This window comes from Streptomyces sp. NBC_00984 (genome assembly GCF_045162475.1).
GTDB lineage: Bacteria > Actinomycetota > Actinomycetes > Streptomycetales > Streptomycetaceae > Streptomyces.
In genome coordinates this window covers 917,606-936,338 of the sequence record NZ_CP108734.1, presented here as the reverse complement: position 1 = coordinate 936,338, position 18,733 = coordinate 917,606, and the positions used below count along the sequence as shown (strand labels likewise).

The window sequence follows — 18,733 nt, the reverse complement described above, 5'->3', positions numbered from 1 at the left end:
GGGTCCTTTCGGGGCGCCGGCCTTGTTGTGCGGCCGGGCGGTCGTCGTGGTGAAGGGGGGTGGGTGGTCAGGCCGCGGCCGGGGCGGCATCGATGGTTTCGACGGTGCCGGTGGCTATGTCGAACACCCAGCCGTGCAGCGTGAGCGTCCGGTCGGCCAGGGCGCGGGCCACGGAGGGGTGGGTGGTCAGGTTCTGCAGTTGGGCGGCCACGTTCGCCCGCACCAGCGCGGCGACCTTGGCCGGTCCGGACACGGCCGGCTCGGCGGCGGCGCGGGCCCGCGCGGCGTCGGCGTGCCGCAGCCAGCCGGCGATGACCGGCGCGGCGCTGAGGTCGTGCTCCTCCGCCAGGGCGGTCATCGCGCCGCAGGAGGAGTGGCCGCAGATGACGATGTCGGTCACGTGCAGCACGGCGACGGCGTACTCGACGCTTGCCGCGATGCCGTCCGGGCCGGATGCGTACGCGGGGACGAGATTGCCGGCGGTACGGATGACGAACAGCTCGCCCGGGTCGCTCTGCGTGATCAGTTCGGGGACCACGCGGGCGTCGGAGCAGCCGACGAACAGCGTCTTCGGCCGGTGGGTCGTGGCCAGGTGGGCGAAGAGCCCCGCCTTGGCGGGAAAGACGTCGCGACGGAAACGCACGAGGCCGCCCGTGAGGTCATGCATCGGTCACTCCTTTCGGTGAATGCCGGCCCGACGGGCTGACGAAATCCACCATGCATGACCTCCATCTATAGTGTCCAAGTCTTGCTACCCATGATCCTTATAGATCGCATCAATAGTGTGAGTTATGCTGCGCGTATGGGTCCGGAACTACGTCACCTCCGCTATCTGATCGCGGTGGCCGAACACGGTAATTTCACGCGCGCCGCCGAAGAGCTGCGCATCTCGCAGCCGACACTGTCGCAGCAGATCAAGCAACTGGAGCGGGCCGTCGGTGTCCAGCTGCTCGACCGAAGCGGTCGCGGCGTCCGCCCCACCGACGCGGGCGAGGCCTATGTGCACTACGCGCGGCGGGCACTGCGGGAACTGGCGGCCGCCGACCGTGCCGTCCTCGACGTCGCGGACCTCTCCCGGGGGCATCTGCGGCTGGCGGTGACGCCGACCTTCACCGCGTATCTCGTCGGCCCGCTCGTGGAGGCGCTGCACGCGCGCCACCCCGGCATCACGCTGGACCTGCGGGAAATGACCCAGGACCGCATCGAAGCGAGCCTTCTGGCCGACGATCTCGACCTCGGGATCGCCTTCGCGGGATCCCATCTGCCCGGCATCACCGCGACCGCCCTGTTCACCGAGACCCTCAGCCTCGTCGTCGCCACGGACCGTGCCGAGGACCGGGGCGACCGGCCACTGCCGGTGAGCGACCTGGCCGACCAGCAACTCGCGTTGCTCAGCAGCGACTTCGCCACCCGGAGCCATATCGACGGCTACTTCGCCCGGCATCGTGTCAGCCCGCCGATCTCCGTGGAGGCCAACACCATCCAGGCCCTCACCGAAATCGTCCGGCGTACCGGCCCGCTGGCCACCGTGCTGCCCGACGCGATCGCGGACGACCACCTTCACCTCACGCCGATTCCCATCGACCCTCCGCTGCCCGCCCGCGTCGCCACCTTGCTGCACCGGGAGAGCGCCTACGAGAGCGCCGCCGCGCGCGCTTTCTCCCGGCTCGCCCGCGACCTGATCCGCGCGCGCGGCTACGCACCGGCCTGAGAATCCCGTGCCGCGGACGGCATACCGAATACGGACGTCGAGTGATGAGAGAATTGAGGACATGACAGGGTCTGGAGACTTCGAGCCGGAGTCGGAGCGGGTCACGCGCCAGTTGCGTGACGAGATCATCGACGGTGTGCGTGAGCCGGGCAGCAAGCTCGTCGAGCGCGAGCTCGCCGCGGAGCTCGGGGTGAGCAGGCTGCCCGTCCGAGAGGCCCTGAAGGCGCTGGTCACCGAGGGGCTGGTGACACCCAGGCCGCGAACCTGGGCCGTTGTACGGGAGTTCACACCGGCGGACGTCGAGGACCTCGACGAGGTCCGCGCGGCCCTGGAGACGCTGACCTTCCGGCTCGCCGCCCAACGGCGCACCCGCGCGGGACTCGAGAAGCTCCGCTCGGATCTCGACGCCGAGCTGAAGGCGGCGGAGAAGGGGGATGCCGTACGGGCCCACCGGGCCGCCGCCGACTTCCACGAGACGGTCACCGAACTGGCCGACAACGAACTCCTGAACGAGCTCCAGAGCACTCTTCGCAGCAGGATGCGCTGGCTGCTGGGGCAGCACGACGACCTGGAGGGCGTCGCGCAGGAGCACGAAGGCCTCTACAAGGCGATTGCGGAGCGTGATGTCGCGCGGGTCGGGAAGCTGGCCGACGAACACCTGGTGACAGGTCGCAACGCAGCCGCCGCGCGCCGCAAGCACCAGGGCTGAGCGGTACGGCCCGGCCACGGGACCCCGGCGCGGATCCGCGCGGCCGTGCCGATGTCCGCGCCCGACACCGTCTCCGCGGCGCGGCCCTCCGTGGGCGCGGTCGCCGAGGCCGGCGGCGAGCCGGTCCACATACCCGCGACAAGAGCCCTGGCGGGCACAGGAGTTCAGACCCGTGCCAGCGTATGGGGCACGGTGGGGCGCCTGTACTTCACGATCCCGGGCAAGGGCGACTACATCCGCTCTGGCAACGTTGTCACGAGTAACAACCGCTCGGTGGTGGCCACCGCACGTCACTGCGGCTTCGGTGAAGGCGGCACCAACTACCGTGTTGCGCCCAACTACGACAAGGGCAACGCCCCCCACGGCTGGTGGGGCTGGCGCAGCGCGGGCTGGGTCACGGGAGGCGGCCAGGAGAACGACAACGCCTTCCTCGTCCTGGACACCCCGGACGGAGCGGTTGCCGGTCACCGGTCGGTTGCCGGGCCATCGCTGTAGTGTCCCGGCCATGGATGCGTTCATGGATGCTGATGAGGTGCTGGTCTCCGTCCGTAAGTACGACGGCAGCCTGCACTGGCACCACTCCATGGTCCGGCTGGGCGAGGACGAGCACGGGGTCTGGCTCGGGGCGCCGGTCGGCACCGTCTACAGCAAGGGTGCCGAGGGGCCTGTCTATGCCACGCGGGAGGCCAGGGTCATGCTCTTTCCCCGTGATGCCTGGTGGACGGCGCTGTTCCAAGCGGCTCCCGCGCGGCTGGACGCCTACTGCGATGTCACCACCCCGGCCCGGTGGTTGCACCCCGGGGAGGTCACCATGATCGACCTGGACCTCGATGTCTGCCGCGTACGTGACGGGGGAAGCGTGTTCGTCGACGACGAGGACGAGTTTGCCGATCACCGGGTCCGATACTCCTACCCGGCCGACGTCATCGACCGGGCCACGGCGTCGGCCGACCGACTGAGGGCTGCGCTCACCGCGCACGCGGAGCCCTTCGGCAGCCGCTGTCAGTCCTGGCTCGCCGAGATCTCCTCGCGCTGACCGGAATGCCATCGCGTTCCCCTCGGGGCGAGGCCCCCCGGTTCTTCCGTGCAGGAGAGTGGTGACGGCCGGGGCGGGCCACGCGAGCAGAAGCCGCGGACCAGCCCCCGTCGACCAGCCATCACCTGGCCGCACGTGCGCAAATCGGTGCACACCGACCATCCCCCCTGACGGTGTGTCAACCCATGCACGCTAAGCTGCAAGTGCCCCGCGGGGGAAGTCCGGTCGAAATCCGGCGCTGACCCGCAACGGTAGGCGGAGCCCGAGATATGGCCCCGTGAGCCCGATTACCCGCGGTGGTGAAGGCTCCTGTCAATTCGCCGTGGACTGCGAGTGGTGCTGCGCAGGGCGCTCCGCGTCCGGGCTGCTCCTTTGATCACGTAGGTGCACGGCCCGAGGCGAAAGCGATCCGCCCGTGGCCACACCCCTCGTCCGTAAGCCTGCCGTGCCCTCGCGCACGGCCCGTGCCGGAGCCGGGCCCGCGCCGCCCCGGCGCGTGTCGCTGTCGCTGCTCCTTCCCGTCCTGTGCGCCGTGCTCCCGGTCTCCCTCGTCTGCGGGGCGGGCATCGGGGCGTCGGGGCTCTCCTGGAGCGAAGTGCTGTGTTGTCTGTGGGCCGGGCTGACGGGCGGCCGAATAGCCCCTGACCAGGTGCCCGCGTACACCATCGTCTGGGAACTGCGCTTTCCGCGAGCCGTGCTGGCCGCGGTCGTCGGGGCCGGACTCTCGGCCATCGGCGTCGCCGTGCAGGCCATGGTCCGCAACGCCCTTGCCGACCCGTTCGTCCTCGGCATCTCCTCGGGCGCGGCGGTCGGTGCCAATGCCGTGCTCATCTTCGGAGCCTTCGGCACGCTGGGCATCTGGGCGCTGTCCACGGCGTCGTTCCTTTCCGCGCTCCTCGCCATGATGCTGGTGTACGCCATCGCACGCACCGCTCGTGGTCTGACCCCGCTGCGGCTCGTCCTGACGGGCACCGCGATGTACTACGGCTTCTCGGCCGTCACCACGTTCATGGTGTTCGCGGCCGAGCGCGGTGAAGCCGCCCGCTCCGCGATGATGTGGATGCTCGGCAGCCTCGGCGGAGCCGACTGGGCCTCCGTACCGATTGCCGCGGGGGCCGTGCTCGGCGGTCTCGCCCACCTCGCCTGGTCGGCGCGTCGGCTGAACGCCCTGGCCATGGGCGACGAGACCGCTGCCGCGCTGGGGGTGGACGCGGGGCGGCTGCGCAAGGAACTTTTCCTGGTCTCCGCGGCCGTCACGGGGGCGGTGGTCGCGGTCAGCGGTGCGATCGGCTTCGTCGGACTGATGGTCCCGCACGCCGTACGGATGCTCGTCGGCGCGGACCACCGCCGGCTGCTGGCCGTCGCACCACTGGTGGGTGCTGTCCTGTTGATCTGGGTGGACATCCTCTCCCGCGTGGTGCTCGCGCCTGCCGAACTGCCGGTGGGCGTGCTGACCGCGGTCATCGGCGTGCCGTGCTTCGTACTCCTGATGCGCCGCCGCTCCTACACGTTCGGAGGCGCCTGATGCGGATCGACATCGATGCTCTGACGGTCGAGATCGCCGGCGCACGGCTGGTGGAGGAGGCCACACTGGGAGCGGGGGAGGGGCAGCTCGTCGGTCTGGTCGGGCCCAACGGCAGTGGCAAATCCACCCTGTTGCGTTGTGTCTACCGGGCTCTGCGTCCCTCGGGCGGCACGGTGCGGCTCGGCGGCGAGGATCTGTACGCCATGAGCGCGCGCGAAAGCGCGCGCCGGCTGGCCGCACTTCCCCAGGAGGCGGCCACCGAATTCGATTTCACGGTCGCCGAGGTCGTGGAGATGGGGCGGCTGCCGCACCAGTCGTCGATGGGACGTACCACCGACGAGGACCGGCAGGCGTGCGGGGCCGCGCTGGCGGGAGTGGGCGCCGACCACCTCGCCGACCGCGGCTTCCTCACTCTTTCCGGCGGCGAGAAGCAGCGGGTGCTGATCGCCCGCGCGCTGGCTCAGCAGCCCCGGCTGCTGGTGCTCGACGAGCCGACCAACCACCTCGACATCGCACAGCAGCTGGAAGTGCTGGCGCTGGTGCGCGACAGCGGGCTGACCGTCCTCACCGCGCTGCACGACCTCAACCTCGCCGCACTCCACTGCGATCTGCTCCATGTCATCGACGGCGGACGGATCGTCGCCTCCGGCGCTCCGCACGACGTGCTCACCCCCGGCCTGCTGGCCGAGGTCTTCGGCGTACGGGCACACCGCGTCCCGCATCCGGAGACCGGCGCCGTACAGCTGCTCTTCGACCGTCTTCGCCCCGCTCGACCCGATTCCTGAGGAGTCACCGCCGCCATGCACAACCTCGTACGCCCCGCCGCGATCGTGATCGCCGCCGCCCTGGTCCTCACCGGTTGCGGTGCGGAAATGCCCTCGGACCAAGGAGAGAAGGACAGCGCTCGGAAAAGCACCGGCCACTATCCGGTGACCGTCGAGAACTGCGGCCAGAAGAAGACCTACGACAAGGCCCCGCAGCGCGTGGTCACCAATGACGTCGGCATCACCGAGATCATGTTCGCGCTCGAACTCGAGGACCACATGGCGGGATATGTGATGCCCGAGGACAAGGGCGACCTCACGTCCGTTCCCTGGAAGGACGGATACCGGAAGGCCAAGTGGCTCTCCAAGGAGAGGATCAACAAGGAACTGGTCCTCGACGCCCGTGCCGATCTGGTCTTCGCCGGATGGAACTACGGATTCAGCGAGGGGGACGGGTTCACTCCTGCCGAACTCCGGAAAGTGGGCATCGGGTCGTATCTGCTGAGCGAGTCGTGCCGCAACGGCAAGGGGAAAGCGCGCGGGGTGATGGCACCGCTCGACGCGCTCTACACCGATCTGCGGAACCTGGGAAAGATATTCGATGTGGAGGACCGTGCGGAGGCCCTCGTCGCGATGTTCCGGAAGCAGGTGGCGGAAGCGCAGGCGAAGGCGCCGAAGGGTACCGACCGCCCGCGGGTCTTCCTGTACGACGACGGGCGGGACAAGCCGCTGACCTCCGGTGCTTTCGCGGGGCCGCACGACATCATCACCAAGGCCGGTGGCGATCACGTCATGAAGGACCTCAAGGACAGCTGGGTGACCGTGGGCTGGGAGACCGTGGTCGACCGTGACCCCGAGGTGATCGTGATCAACGACTACGGTGACAATGGCGCGGCGCAGAAGGAGAAGTTCCTGAAGTCCTATCCGCCGCTCGCGAATGTCTCGGCCATCAAGAACGACCGTGTCTTCGTCCTCGATTACGCGGACCTGGTGGAGAGTCCGCGCAATCCGGCGGCCATCAGTTCACTTGCCGCGTATCTGAGGAACGTCGATCTCTGACCCGTGCCCGCGCACCGGTGCCCGGGTGTCACGCCGCCCCGGCACCGGTGCGGGCGACCGGATGCAGTGCGGCGTACTCCAGCGGCGCCCATGGGTCGATGGACACGTCCAGCGGTGCCGGCTGTGCGCCCGCGCGGACCAGCAGGTCCCCGACCGCGGCGATCATCGCGCCGTTGTCGGTGCACAGCCGCAGCGGCGGCACACGCAGGGTGACACCGGCGGCCCGGCCCCGCGCCTCCGCCAGGGCCCGTACGTGCGGGCGGCGGTCTTCAGGCCGGGGAAGGGGAACGCGTAGGGAGCGTCGCGGGGCCCGGTGAGCGGACGCGGGAAGACCACCGCGTCCGGGTCGCCCGTGAGATTGCAATAAGGGTACGGGGGTGGCCACCTGGCCGTCGCCCGATCATGGCCGGACAGTAGAGTTCGGCTGCGTCATCCCCTGAACACCGAGGTACCGGCCGTGACTCTCGCTCCACCCGAACAACCCGTCCCACCTGCGGTGACCGTCGTGGGAATCGGCGCCGACGGATGGGCTGGACTGACCGACGCGGCGCGCACGGCGCTCGTCGACGCACAGGTTCTCATCGGCGGTGAGCGGCAACTGGCCCTGCTCCCGCCGTCCTGCCGGGGACAACGGGTGCCATGGCCCTCGCCGTTGCGGCCGGCCGTCCCCGGCCTGCTCGCCGCGCACGCCGGGCGCAGGCTCGCCGTCCTGGCCAGCGGCGACCCGATGTTCTACGGCATCGGCCGGGCCCTCACCGAAGTGCTCGGTGCCGGTGCGCCGAGGATCCTGCCCCACCCCTCGTCCGTCTCCTACGCCTGTGCCCGGATCGGCTGGCCGCTGGAGGACACCGAGGTCGTCACCCTGGTCGGCCGCCCCGCCGCCCGGCTGGCCGCCGCACTGCACGACGGCCGACGGGTGCTGGTCCTCAGCGCGGACGCCGGCACCCCGGCCACGGTGGCCGGACTGCTGCGCGCACAGGGCTTCGGCCCGAGCCGGCTGCGCGTGCTCGAACAGCTCGGCGGAGCGGACGAGGCATGCCTGGAGGGCACCGCGGACCACTGGCCGCACCCACCGGGCGACCCGCTGAACGTCATCGCGATCGACTGCCGGCGCACCCCCGAAGCCCTGCGCCTCGGCGCCGTCCCCGGCCTGCCCGACGAGGCCTACGAACACGACGGGCAGCTCACCAAGCGGCACATCCGGTCCGCGACCCTCGGGGTGCTCGCGCCCGCCCCCGGCGAACTCCTCTGGGACATCGGCGGCGGCTCGGGGTCCATCGCGATCGAATGGATGCGGAGCCACCCGTCCTGCCGCGCGATCACCGTGGAACGCGACCCGGCACGGGCCGGACGCATCGCGCGCAACGCCGGCCGTCTCGGCGTCCCGGCCCTGCGCGTCGTCACCGGCCGGGCCCCCGGCAACCTGTCCGAACTCCCCACGCCCGACGCCGTGTTCATCGGTGGCGGGCTGACCGCGCCCGGCCTTCTCGACACCTGCTGGGACGCGCTGCCGCCCGGCGGACGGCTGGTCGCCAACACGGTCACGCTGGAGTCCGAGGCGCTGCTCGCCGGGGCGCACCGCCTGCACGGCGGTGACCTGGTCCGGCTCGCGGTCGCGCATGCCGTGCCGGTCGGCGGCTTCACCGGCTGGCGGCAGGCCATGCCGGTCACCCAGTGGTCCGTACGCAAACCCTCGATCAGTACCGATGCGGAACGCTCAGCAGAAGAGCCCGCGCAAGACCCAGGAGACAACAGATGACCGTGTATTTCATCGGCGCGGGCCCGGGGGCGGCCGACCTGATCACCGTGCGCGGCGCCCGCACCCTCGCCTCCTGCCGGGTGTGCCTGTACGCGGGCAGCCTGGTCCCCCGGGAACTGCTCGCCGAATGCCCCCCGGACGCCCGCCTGGTGGACACCGCACAGCTCGACATCGACCAGATCACCGCCGAGCTGACGGCCGCGCACCGGGCCGGCCACGACGTGGCGCGGCTGCACTCGGGCGACCCCTCGGTGTTCAGCGCGGTCAACGAGCAGATGCGTCGGCTCGACGAGGCCGGTGTGCCCTACGAAGTGGTGCCCGGCGTACCCGCGTTCGCGGCCGCCGCGGCGGCGCTCAAGCGTGAACTGACCGTGCCGACCGTCGGCCAGACCGTCATCCTCACCCGGGTGGCCAACCGCGCGACCGCGATGCCGGAGGGCGAGGACCTGGCCACGCTGGGCCGCAGCGGCGCCCTGATCGTGCTGCACCTCGCCGCCAGGTACGTGGACCGTGTCGTCGAGGAACTGCTGCCGCACTACGGGGCCGACTGCCCGGCCGCCGTCGTGGCGCTGGCCTCACGCCCGGACGAACTCGTCCTGCGCGGAACCCTCGACGACATCGCCGAGCAGGTGAAGGCGGCGGGCGTGATCCGTACCGCCGTGATCATGGTCGGCCGCACGCTGGGCGCCGAACAGTTCCGCGACAGCCACCTCTACTCGCCCGGACGCGAACGCCACGCCTGCTGACGGCACCACCGCATCGGCCGGGCGGACGGTCAGCGCACGCTGCTGCGCCCGACGACCGCGCCCGCCCGGTCGATGCAGATGACATCGACGGCGACCGGCGCACCCCGCAGCACCGACAGCGCCTCGTCCCGCGCCGCCACGGCCACCAGGTCCCCGAGCGGTACACCGCGCGCGCGGCACAACTGGAGTGCCGCGAGACCTGTGTTCGCGACCGCCACCTCGGCCGCCAGGGCTTCGTCCGCACCGCCCCGCCGGGCCAGCTCGGCCAGGAACGGCTTGTCGACCTGGGACCGGGCGGAGTGCAGGTCGAGGTGTCCGGCGGCGAGTTTCGACAGCTTCGCGAACCCGCCGCAGACCGTGAGCCGGTCCACCGGGTGACGGCGGACGTACTTCAGCACCGCGCCCGCGAAGTCCCCCATGTCGAGCAGCGCGATCTCCGGCAGACCGTACTCGGACACCACGGTCTTCTCCGAGGTGGAACCCGTGCACCCGGCCACGTGGGTGTGCCCGGCGGCACGGGCCACGTCCACGCCGCGGCGGATCGAGTCGATCCATGCCGAGCAGGAGTACGGCACCACGACACCGGTCGTGCCGAGGATCGACAGACCGCCCAGGATGCCGAGGCGAGGGTTCCAGGTGGAGCGGGCGATCTCCTCGCCGTCGTCCACGGAGACGGTGACCTCGGCGTCCCCGGAACCCCGGTGCTCCGCGGCGACGCGTGCGATGTGGCCGCGGATCATCTGGCGCGGCACGGGATTGACCGCCGGCTCCCCGACATCGAGCGGCAGCCCGGGAAGGGTGACCGTGCCCACGCCGGGCCCGGCGCGGAACACCACACCCGAGCCCGTCGGCAGCCGCCGTACGGTCACCCGGACCAGAGCGCCGTGCGTCACATCGGGGTCGTCGCCCGCGTCCTTGACCACCCCGGCCGTCGCCCGCCCCTCGGCCAGCTCCTCCACCGCGAGCGCGAAAGCCGGCGTCTGCCCCTTGGGTAGGGTGATCGTCACCGGGTCGGGGAAGTCGCCCGTCAGCAGGGCCGTGTACGCGGCGGTGGCCGCCGCGGTCGCACAGGCGCCGGTGGTCCAGCCGGGCCGCAGACCGGTGTGCTTCAGCTGGGCGCTGCGTCCGCCCTCACTCTCACCCATGGATGGATCCGATGCATGTACTCGTACTCGGCGGAACGACGGAGGCCCGTCGCCTCGCCGGGTTGCTGGTGGAGCTGCTCCCGGCCGGTGCCAGGCTGACGAGTTCGCTCGCCGGACGCGTGTCCGGCCCGAGGCTTCCCCCGGGCGAGGTCCGCATCGGCGGCTTCGGGGGAGCCGACGGGCTCGCCGCATGGCTGCGTACGCACCAGGTGGACGTGCTCATCGACGCCACCCATCCTTTCGCCGGGACGATCAGTTTCAACGCGGCCGCTGCCGCCGCTGCCGCCCATGTTCCCCTGCTGGCGTTGCGGCGGCCCGGCTGGGTGCCCGGCGAAGGCGACGACTGGCATTCGGCCGGCTCCCTGGCCGAGGCGGCGGCGGCGCTGCCCGCGCTGGGACGGCGCGTGTTCCTCACGACCGGACGGATGGGGCTGGCCGCCTTCGCGGGCCTGGACGAGCTGTGGTTCCTGATGCGCTCGGTGGACGCCCCCGAAGCGCCGTACCCCGCCCGGATGGAGGTCCTGCTCGACCGGGGCCCGTTCACCCTGGACGGAGAACGTGAGCTGATCCGCCGTCATCGCGTCGACGTCGTCGTCACGAAGGACAGCGGAGGCGCCGCCACGGCCCCCAAACTCACCGCGGCCCGCGAGGCGCGGATCCCGGTGGTGGTGGTGCGGCGGCCGCCCGTGCCCGAGGGCATCCCGGTCGTCGACGGCCCCGAACCGGCCGTCGGCTGGCTCCGGGAACACGTCCTCCGCCGGCTCTAGGGCGTGTGGCGCACGGCGCACCCGGCTCAGTCCTCCGGATAGCGGCGGGGTGTCCAGACGATCTGCCGACCGTCACCGCGCCGTACCCAGCGGGTCTGCGAGGACCCGACGAGCAGGATCGTGCGCATGTCGACCTCGGCGGGGTCGAGATCGCCCAGGCGTACGGTCCGCACGTTCTCGGCGGGTCCGCCCACATCCCGGCCGAGAACCACGGGGGTGTCCGGCGAGCGGTGTTCGAGCAGCAGGTCACGGGCCTTGCCGACCTGCCAGGTCCGGCTGCGCGAACCGGGGTTGTACAGCGCGAGCACCAGATCCGCCGTCGCCGCAGCGCGCAGCCGCTCAGCGATCACCTCCCACGGTTTGAGCCGGTCGGAGAGCGATATCGCCGCATAGTCGTGGCCCAGCGGCGCACCCGCTCGGGCAGCGGCGGCATTGGCCGCCGTCACCCCCGGCAGCACCCGCACCGGCACCTGCGCGTACTCGTCCTGCGACGCCACCTCCAGGACGGCCGTCGCCATGGCGAAGACCCCGGGGTCGCCGCCCGACACCACGGCCACCCGACGCCCGCGCCGGGCCAGATCGAGGGCGAACTCGGCGCGCTCCGACTCGACCTTGTTGTCCGAGCCGTGGCGCACCTGCCCCGGCCGTACCGGCACCCGGTCCAGATAGGTGGTGTAGCCGACCAGGTCGTCGGCGGCGGCCAGCGCCCCGCGCGTCTCGGGAGTCAGCCACAGCGGCCCGGCCGGGCCGGTGCCGACCACGGTCACCTCGCCGCCCTCCGGGGCGCGTTCGGGACGCGGCGCTCCGATCCTGCTGGGCAGGACCGCGACCGCGAAGTACGGCACGGAGCCGGCGTCGACCTCGGCCAGGTCGCCCACCCGCTCCCCGGCCATCGTGGCGCGCTCGACGTACCGCGCCTCGGGCAGCCGCCCGGACGTCTCGAAGGCGCGGCGCACGGCGGGAAACGTACGTCCCAGCTTCATGACCACCGCGGCGTCGGTGGCTGCGAGCCGGGCGGTCAGCTCCTCCTCCGGCAGGGTGCCGGGCAGGATGGTCAGCACCTCCTCGCCCTCGACGAGCGGGGTACCGAGCCGTGCGGCGGCCGCGCTGACCGAGGTGACGCCCGGGATCACTTCGGTCGGGTAGCGGTCGGCGAGCCGCTTGTGCATGTGCATGTACGAGCCGTAGAAGAGCGGGTCGCCCTCGGCCAGCACGGCGACCGTGCGGCCGGCGTCGAGATGCACCGCCAGGCGGGCCGCCGCCTCGGCGTAGAACTCCTCCATCGCTCCCCGGTAACCGCCCGGGTGGTCCGTGGTCTCCGTCGTGACGGGGTAGACCAGCGGCTCCTCGACATGGTCGGTACGGATGTGCTTCGCCGCGATGGACCGGGCGATGGACCGCCCGTGCCGGGCACTGTGATAGGCGATGACATCGGCCTCGGCGATGATCTCCACCGCGCGTACGGTCATCAGGGCCGGATCGCCGGGGCCGAGCCCGACCCCGTACAGCCGGCCCGTCTTCTGCTCGCTCACGTCTACTCTTCCTCGCTGGCGATCGCGTTGAGCGCGGCGGCCGCCATGGCGCTGCCGCCGCGACGGCCCCGGACGATCAGATGCTCCAGCCCGGACGGGTGCGCGGCCAGGGCGTCCTTGGACTCGGCGGCACCGATGAAGCCGACCGGCACGCCGATGACGGCGGCGGGGCGCGGCGCGCCCTCCTCGATCATCTCCAGCAGCCGGAACAGGGCGGTCGGTGCGTTTCCGACGGCGACGACCGCGCCGTCCAGCCGGTCGCGCCACAGCTCCAGGGCGGCGGCGCTGCGGGTGGTGCCCAGCTGCTTCGCGAGTTCCGGCACCGCCGGGTCGGACAGGGTGCACACCACCTCGTTGTCCGCGGGCAGCCGCTTGCGGGTGACGCCGCTGGCGACCATGGCCACATCGCACAGGATGGGTGCGCCGGCCCGCAGAGCGGCGCGGGCGCGGGCGACCGCGTCCGGGGTGAAAGCGAGATCACGGACGAGGTCGACCATCCCGCAGGCGTGGATCATGCGGACCGCGACCTGGCTCACATCGGCGGGCAGGCCTGCGAGATCCGCCTCTGCACGGATCGTGGCGAAGGACTGGCGATAGATCGCCGGTCCGTCCTTCTCGTACTGGTGCACGGTGCTTTCGCTCTCTTCCTCGGGTGTGCGACGGTCGGGTACAGGGGAGTGGGGCGTACGGGATCAGCCGCGCGCGCGGCGGGCCGCGGCCACCGCGGCGGCGAGCCCACCGGGGCTGTCGGGGACGCTCACGGGGGCGTCCCGTACCTCGCCCCGTACGAGCGAGATCCGGTGTCCGTCGGGGGTGGCGACGACGTCCACCCACTCGCCGCGGGGGTGGCCGCACCGGCGTTCGCACCCGGACCAGTACACCGGCAACGGGCCCACGGCCCCCACCGCGTCCGCCGCCTGGGCCCGCACATCGGCCAGCGACTTCGCGCAGCCCGGCCGGCCGATACAGGCACCCACCCCGGCCCAGGGGGAGCCGGGTCCGACGACGAGGCCGGTGGCCCCCAGATCGTCCAGCAGACCCGCGGCCCGCCGCCGCTCCACCCCCGGTACGACGACCCCGCGCCACGGCGTCAGCCGCAACTCACCGCGGCCCCGGTGCCGGGCCGTGTCCGTCAACGACCGCCACTGCGCCGGGCCGACGCGCCCCAGGGGGATGCCGACGGACAGCGCGGCCCCGTCGTGCGGGCCGGTCACGACGCCGGGGGCGGGGCCGTCCGAGCTCCGCGGGCAGGCACGGTCCTCGGTGGAAGTGGTGCCGGTACCCGTCGCCCGCAACCGTCGTACGACCTCGTCGAAGAGGGATCCGGCACCGCCGGGCAGGTCCGACACGCGCCAGGCACCGGTGCCCGACGCCTGATCCAGGAAGGTCCCGGCCGCCAGGAGGGCGGCCTGCGGCGCCTGCGCGCCCGGTATTCGTACCGCTGTCCTGGCCGTGCCGATCCGCAGCAGCGCCGTTCCGTCGTCCTGCGCCAGCAACGTCACGTCGCCGCCCAGCGCGTCCACATCGCCACGGCCGTCGTCGAGCACGAACAGGAACCTGCCCGAGAGGCCCGCCGTCCGGTCGCCCGCGCACAACAGCGCGTCCAGCGCGGACAGCCAGGGGCCGACGTCCCGTGCGCCGCGGCCGTCGAGCCCCGAGAGCGGCGACGCCACGATGTTGCGTATCCGCTCGTGGCGCGCGGAGGGCAGCAGCCCCGCCTCGCCCAGCCTGTCGGCCAGTTCGCCTCCGCAGTCCGGGCCCAGCCCGCGCAACTGGACATTGCCGCGCGAAGTGAGATGCAACTCACCATCGCCCAGGCTCCCCGCCAACGCCCCCAGGGCGTCCGCCTGCACCGCGGTCAGCAGCCCGCCGGGAACACGGACGCGGGCCAGAGCGCCGTCGTCCGCCCGGTGCAGCCGCAGCGTGCCGGGGCAGGCGTCACCGCGGTCCCGGGGAGACGCGTCTCCCGGCGGTGAAGGCGAAGTGGCAGGTCGGGGCATGGCGGCGAGCATACCGACCATCTGACCAGATCCGTATGTCCTCCATCGGTTGACCGGCCCTTACTATGCCTAGTGACGGGCCATCCGGCACGTCGTCGCCACAGACGGCGACAGGGGAGGAAGTCCGGTGCAAGTCCGGCACGGTCCCGCCACTGTGAGTCCGGCCACGGCCGGGCAAGTCAGGAACTCCCTTCCCCACACGCTCGGATCCGTTCGAGCGGGGAGCTTCATTCCGACACCGCCCGGGGCGTGGACACCCCGAGGAAGGCCCGACGCCGCATGATCCTGCTCCTGTCGACGTCCGACACCGACCTGCTCAGCGCCCGCGCCTCGGAGGGCCCGGTCTCCTACCGCTACGCCAACCCCTCCCGGCTCCCGCTCCAGGACCTGCCACAGCTCCTGGACGGCGTCGACCTGGTCGTCGTGCGCCTCCTCGGCGGGGTACGCGCCTGGCAGGACGGCCTCGACCAGGTGCTCGCCACCGGACGCCCCGTCGTCGTCCTCACCGGCGAACAGGCCCCCGACGCCCAGCTGATGGCCGCCTCGACGGTTCCCATCGGCATCGCCGCCGAGGCCCATGCCTATCTGGCCCACGGCGGGCCCGCCAACCTGGACCAGCTCGCCCGCTTCCTCTCCGACACCGTCCTGCTCACCGGCCACGGCTTCGCCCCGCCCGCCCCGGCACCCTCCTGGGGCCCGCTGGAGCGCACCCCCCGGCGCACCGACGGCCCGGTCGTCGCCGTGCTCTACTACCGCGCCCACCACATGAGCGGCAACACCGCGTTCATCGAGGCCCTGTGCCGTGCCGTCGAGGACGCGGGCGCCCGCGCGCTGCCGCTGTACGTCGCCTCGCTGCGCACCCCCGAGCCCGAACTCATCGAAGCGCTGCGCGCCGCCGACGCGATCGTGACGACCGTCCTCGCCGCGGGCGGCACCCGGCCCGCCGAGGCGTCGGCGGGCGGTGACGACGAGTCCTGGGACGCGGGCGTCCTCAGCGGCCTCGACGTACCCATCCTCCAGGCCCTCTGCCTCACCGGTTCGCGCACCGACTGGGAAGGCAACGACGAGGGAGTCTCCCCGCTCGACGCCGCCAGCCAGATCGCGGTCCCCGAATTCGACGGCCGCCTGATCACCGTTCCGTTCTCGTTCAAGGAGATCGACGAGGACGGCCTGCCCGCGTACGTCGCCGACACCGAGCGCGCCGCCCGCGTCGCCGGGATCGCCGTGCGCCACGCCCGGCTGCGCCACATCCCGGCCGCCGAGAAGCGGATCGCGCTCGTCCTCTCCGCGTACCCGACCAAGCACTCCCGGATCGGCAACGCGGTCGGCCTCGACACCCCGGCCAGCGCCGTCGCCCTGCTGCGCCGACTCCGCGCCGAGGGATACGACTTCGGTACGGAGGAGGTCCCCGGCCTCGCGTCGGGCGACGGCGACGAGCTGATCCGCGCGCTGATCGAGGCGGGCGGCCACGACCAGGAGTGGCTCACCGAGGAGCAGTTGGCCCGCAACCCGGTCCGCATCCCGGCCGCCGACTACCGGCGCTGGTACGCGACCCTCCCGGCCGAGCTCCGCGAAGCCGTCGAGCAGCACTGGGGCCCCGCCCCGGGCGAGATGTTCGTGGACCGGTCGAGCAACCCGGAGGGCGACATCGTCCTCGCGGCCCTGCGCCGCGGCAATCTGCTCATCCTCATCCAGCCGCCGCGCGGCTTCGGCGAGAACCCGATCGCGATCTACCACGACCCCGATCTGCCGCCCTCGCACCACTATCTGGCCGCCTACCGCTGGATCGCGGCCCCGGCCGACGACAACGGCTTCGGCGCCGACGCGATGATCCACCTCGGCAAGCACGGCAACCTGGAATGGCTGCCCGGCAAGAACGCCGGCCTCTCCGCCGCCTGCGGCCCCGACGCCGCCCTCGGCGACCTCCCGCTCATCTACCCGTTCCTGGTCAACGACCCGGGCGAGGGGACGCAGGCCAAGCGGCGCGTCCACGCCACCCTCGTGGACCACCTCGTACCGCCGATGGCGCGCGCCGACAGCTACGGGGACATCGCCCGGCTCGAACAACTCCTGGACGAGCACGCCCAGATCGCGGCGATGGACCCGGCGAAGCTGCCGGCGATCCGCGCACAGATCTGGACCCTGATCCAGGCGGCCAAGCTCGATCACGACCTGGGGCTCGAAGACCGCCCCGAGGACGAGGGCTTCGACGAGTTCATCATGCATCTCGACGGCTGGCTCTGCGAGATCAAGGACGCGCAGATCCGCGACGGCCTGCATGTCCTGGGCGGCGCCCCGGCCGGCGCCGACCGGGTCAACCTCGTCCTCGCGATCCTGCGCGCCCGTCAGATCTGGGGCGGCACGGCCTCCCTGCCGGGCCTGCGCGAGGCGTTGGGGCTCGACGAGTCCGCCGCGACCCGGGTCACCGCGGACGAGGCCGAGGAGCGGGCCCGCGCCCTGGTCCAGGCGATGGAGGACGCGGACTGGTCTCCGGAAGCCGTCGCCGGGGTGGCGGCCGGGCACCCGCGGGCCGTCAGCGACATCCTCGACTTCGCGGCCCGCGAGGTGGTGCCGCGGCTGGCCGCCACGACCGACGAACTCGACCACGCCCTCCACGCGCTGGACGGCGGATTCGTCCCCGCCGGACCCTCGGGCTCCCCGCTCCGCGGTCTGGTCAACGTCCTGCCGACCGGCCGCAACTTCTACTCCGTCGACCCCAAGGCCGTACCCTCGCGCCTCGCCTGGGAGACCGGCCAGGCCCTGGCAGACTCGCTCCTGGAGCGCTACCGCACCGACAACGGCGACTGGCCCACCTCGGTCGGTCTGTCCCTGTGGGGTACGAGCGCGATGCGCACCGCCGGCGACGACGTCGCCGAGGCTTTCGCCCTGCTCGGCGTCCGCCCGGTCTGGGACGACGCCTCGCGCCGTGTCACCGGCCTGGAGGCGATCCCGCCGGCCGAACTCGGCCGCCCGCGCATCGATGTCACCCTCCGCATCAGCGGTTTCTTCCGCGACGCCTTCCCGCACACCATCGGCCTCCTCGACGACGCGGTCCGCCTGGCCGCCTCCCTGGACGAGCCGGCCGAGCAGAACCACGTACGCGCCCACACCCAGGCCGACCTGGCCGCCCACGGCGACGAACGCCGCGCCACCACCCGTATCTTCGGCTCCCGCCCCGGTACGTACGGTGCCGGTCTGCTCCAGCTGATCGACTCCCGCGACTGGCGCACCGACGCGGACCTCGCCGAGGTCTACACGGTGTGGGGCGGCTACGCCTACGGACGCGAACTCGACGGCCGCCCGGCCCGTGAGGAGATGGAGACGGCGTACAAGCGGATCGCGGTCGCGGCCAAGAACACCGACACCCGCGAACACGACATCGCCGACTCCGACGACTACTTCCAGTACCACGGCGGCATGGTGGCCACCGTCCGCGCCCTGCGCGGCACCGCCCCGGAGGCGTACATCGGCGACTCCACCCGCCCCGAGACGGTCCGCACCCGCACCCTGGTGGAGGAGACCTCGCGGGTCTTCCGCGCCCGGGTGGTGAACCCCAAGTGGATCGAGGCGATGCGGCGGCACGGCTACAAGGGCGCCTTCGAGCTGGCCGCCACCGTCGACTACCTCTTCGGCTACGACGCGACGACGGGCGTGGTCGCCGACTGGATGTACGACAAGCTCACCGAGACGTACGTCCTGGACCCGACCAACCGGGAGTTCCTCCAGCAGGCCAACCCCTGGGCCCTGCACGGCATCGCGGAACGCCTCCTGGAGGCGGAATCCCGCGGCATGTGGGCCAAGCCCGACCCGGCCGTCCTCGAAGCCCTGCGCCAGGCATACCTGGAGACGGAGGGCAACCTGGAGGGCGAGGACTGACCCCCCGGCCCGGTACCGGACCACCGGGCAGCGACATGTGACCGAGCCCCGGCCGCGACACCGGCCGGGGCTCGGCTGTTGTTCGTGACGCGGACAGGGCTGAT

The 18,733-nt window shown here is 72.1% G+C and carries 16 protein-coding genes, 1 pseudogene and 2 riboswitches; of the genes and pseudogenes, 11 read left to right on the top strand and 6 right to left on the bottom strand.

The features are described 5' to 3' along the window. Positions 1-67: 67 nt before the first annotated feature. Positions 68-667 carry a carbonic anhydrase gene (locus OG520_RS03950; RefSeq protein ID WP_399329890.1) on the bottom strand — a complete coding sequence of 200 codons (600 nt, stop codon included), beginning with the start codon at positions 665-667 and terminating at the stop codon, positions 68-70. Between the two features lie 135 nt (positions 668-802). Between OG520_RS03950 and cynR the strand changes: the two genes are divergently transcribed. The 7 genes from cynR to OG520_RS03915 all read left to right on the top strand — a co-directional run bounded on the left by cynR (position 803) and on the right by OG520_RS03915 (position 6,804). Continuing rightward, positions 803-1,711, top strand: coding sequence for a transcriptional regulator CynR (gene cynR, locus OG520_RS03945; RefSeq protein WP_406012185.1), 909 nt, complete (start codon positions 803-805; stop codon positions 1,709-1,711). 61 nt (positions 1,712-1,772) lie between these two features. After that, the gene (locus tag OG520_RS03940; RefSeq protein ID WP_399329892.1) at positions 1,773-2,420 is read left to right on the top strand and encodes a GntR family transcriptional regulator; all 648 of its coding nucleotides are present in this window, start codon (positions 1,773-1,775) and stop codon (positions 2,418-2,420) included. Positions 2,421-2,465: 45 nt separating this feature from the next. Continuing rightward, positions 2,466-2,915 (top strand): hypothetical protein, encoded by a 450-nt coding sequence (locus OG520_RS03935; RefSeq protein ID WP_406012184.1) that lies wholly within the window; start codon positions 2,466-2,468, stop codon positions 2,913-2,915. Between the two features lie 22 nt (positions 2,916-2,937). Beyond that, complete coding sequence (locus tag OG520_RS03930) at positions 2,938-3,456, top strand: DUF402 domain-containing protein (RefSeq protein ID WP_406012183.1); 519 nt, start codon at positions 2,938-2,940, stop codon at positions 3,454-3,456. Between the two features lie 168 nt (positions 3,457-3,624). Further along, a riboswitch (cobalamin riboswitch) is annotated at positions 3,625-3,770 on the top strand. Positions 3,771-3,871: 101 nt separating this feature from the next. Next, positions 3,872-4,981: a FecCD family ABC transporter permease gene (locus OG520_RS03925; RefSeq protein WP_406012182.1), complete on the top strand. Its 1,110-nt coding sequence runs from the start codon at positions 3,872-3,874 to the stop codon at positions 4,979-4,981. After that, positions 4,981-5,766: an ABC transporter ATP-binding protein gene (locus tag OG520_RS03920; RefSeq protein WP_399329896.1), complete on the top strand. Its 786-nt coding sequence runs from the start codon at positions 4,981-4,983 to the stop codon at positions 5,764-5,766. The genes OG520_RS03925 and OG520_RS03920 overlap by 1 nt, the downstream gene beginning before the upstream one ends. Positions 5,767-5,781: 15 nt before the next feature. Continuing rightward, complete coding sequence (locus OG520_RS03915) at positions 5,782-6,804, top strand: ABC transporter substrate-binding protein (protein WP_406012181.1); 1,023 nt, start codon at positions 5,782-5,784, stop codon at positions 6,802-6,804. Positions 6,805-6,832: 28 nt separating this feature from the next. On the opposite strand, the pseudogene OG520_RS03910 reads toward OG520_RS03915, so the two are convergent. Next, a pseudogene (locus tag OG520_RS03910) lies at positions 6,833-7,155 on the bottom strand (tRNA (adenosine(37)-N6)-threonylcarbamoyltransferase complex transferase subunit TsaD); the annotation flags it as partial. A gap of 106 nt (positions 7,156-7,261) precedes the next feature. On the opposite strand from OG520_RS03910, the gene cbiE reads away from it, so the two are divergent. Both cbiE and cobM read left to right on the top strand, forming a co-directional pair. Further along, positions 7,262-8,563, top strand: coding sequence for a precorrin-6y C5,15-methyltransferase (decarboxylating) subunit CbiE (gene cbiE, locus OG520_RS03905; protein ID WP_406012180.1), 1,302 nt, complete (start codon positions 7,262-7,264; stop codon positions 8,561-8,563). After that, positions 8,560-9,309 carry a precorrin-4 C(11)-methyltransferase gene (gene cobM, locus OG520_RS03900; protein ID WP_266430369.1) on the top strand — a complete coding sequence of 250 codons (750 nt, stop codon included), beginning with the start codon at positions 8,560-8,562 and terminating at the stop codon, positions 9,307-9,309. The genes cbiE and cobM overlap by 4 nt, the downstream gene beginning before the upstream one ends. A gap of 29 nt (positions 9,310-9,338) precedes the next feature. Here the strand turns inward: cobM and OG520_RS03895 are convergent, their stop codons facing one another. Continuing rightward, complete coding sequence (locus OG520_RS03895) at positions 9,339-10,454, bottom strand: cobalt-precorrin-5B (C(1))-methyltransferase (RefSeq protein ID WP_406012179.1); 1,116 nt, start codon at positions 10,452-10,454, stop codon at positions 9,339-9,341. 11 nt (positions 10,455-10,465) lie between these two features. On the opposite strand from OG520_RS03895, the gene OG520_RS03890 reads away from it, so the two are divergent. Then, on the top strand, positions 10,466-11,221 hold the full coding sequence (locus tag OG520_RS03890) for a cobalt-precorrin-6A reductase (RefSeq protein ID WP_406012178.1): 756 nt from the start codon (positions 10,466-10,468) through the stop codon (positions 11,219-11,221). A gap of 26 nt (positions 11,222-11,247) precedes the next feature. Here the strand turns inward: OG520_RS03890 and OG520_RS03885 are convergent, their stop codons facing one another. The 3 genes from OG520_RS03885 to cobG form a co-directional block, all read right to left on the bottom strand. After that, positions 11,248-12,753 carry a precorrin-2 C(20)-methyltransferase gene (locus OG520_RS03885; RefSeq protein ID WP_399329901.1) on the bottom strand — a complete coding sequence of 502 codons (1,506 nt, stop codon included), beginning with the start codon at positions 12,751-12,753 and terminating at the stop codon, positions 11,248-11,250. 2 nt (positions 12,754-12,755) lie between these two features. Further along, positions 12,756-13,382, bottom strand: coding sequence for a precorrin-8X methylmutase (locus OG520_RS03880; protein ID WP_266430381.1), 627 nt, complete (start codon positions 13,380-13,382; stop codon positions 12,756-12,758). Positions 13,383-13,445: 63 nt separating this feature from the next. Beyond that, the gene (cobG, locus tag OG520_RS03875; protein WP_406016418.1) at positions 13,446-14,765 is read right to left on the bottom strand and encodes a precorrin-3B synthase; all 1,320 of its coding nucleotides are present in this window, start codon (positions 14,763-14,765) and stop codon (positions 13,446-13,448) included. A gap of 100 nt (positions 14,766-14,865) precedes the next feature. Further along, positions 14,866-14,946: riboswitch (adenosylcobalamin (AdoCbl) riboswitch) on the top strand. An 86-nt stretch (positions 14,947-15,032) separates the two neighbouring features. Between cobG and cobN the strand changes: the two genes are divergently transcribed. After that, positions 15,033-18,629 (top strand): cobaltochelatase subunit CobN, encoded by a 3,597-nt coding sequence (gene cobN, locus OG520_RS03870; protein WP_406016417.1) that lies wholly within the window; start codon positions 15,033-15,035, stop codon positions 18,627-18,629. Positions 18,630-18,733 lie beyond the last annotated feature (104 nt).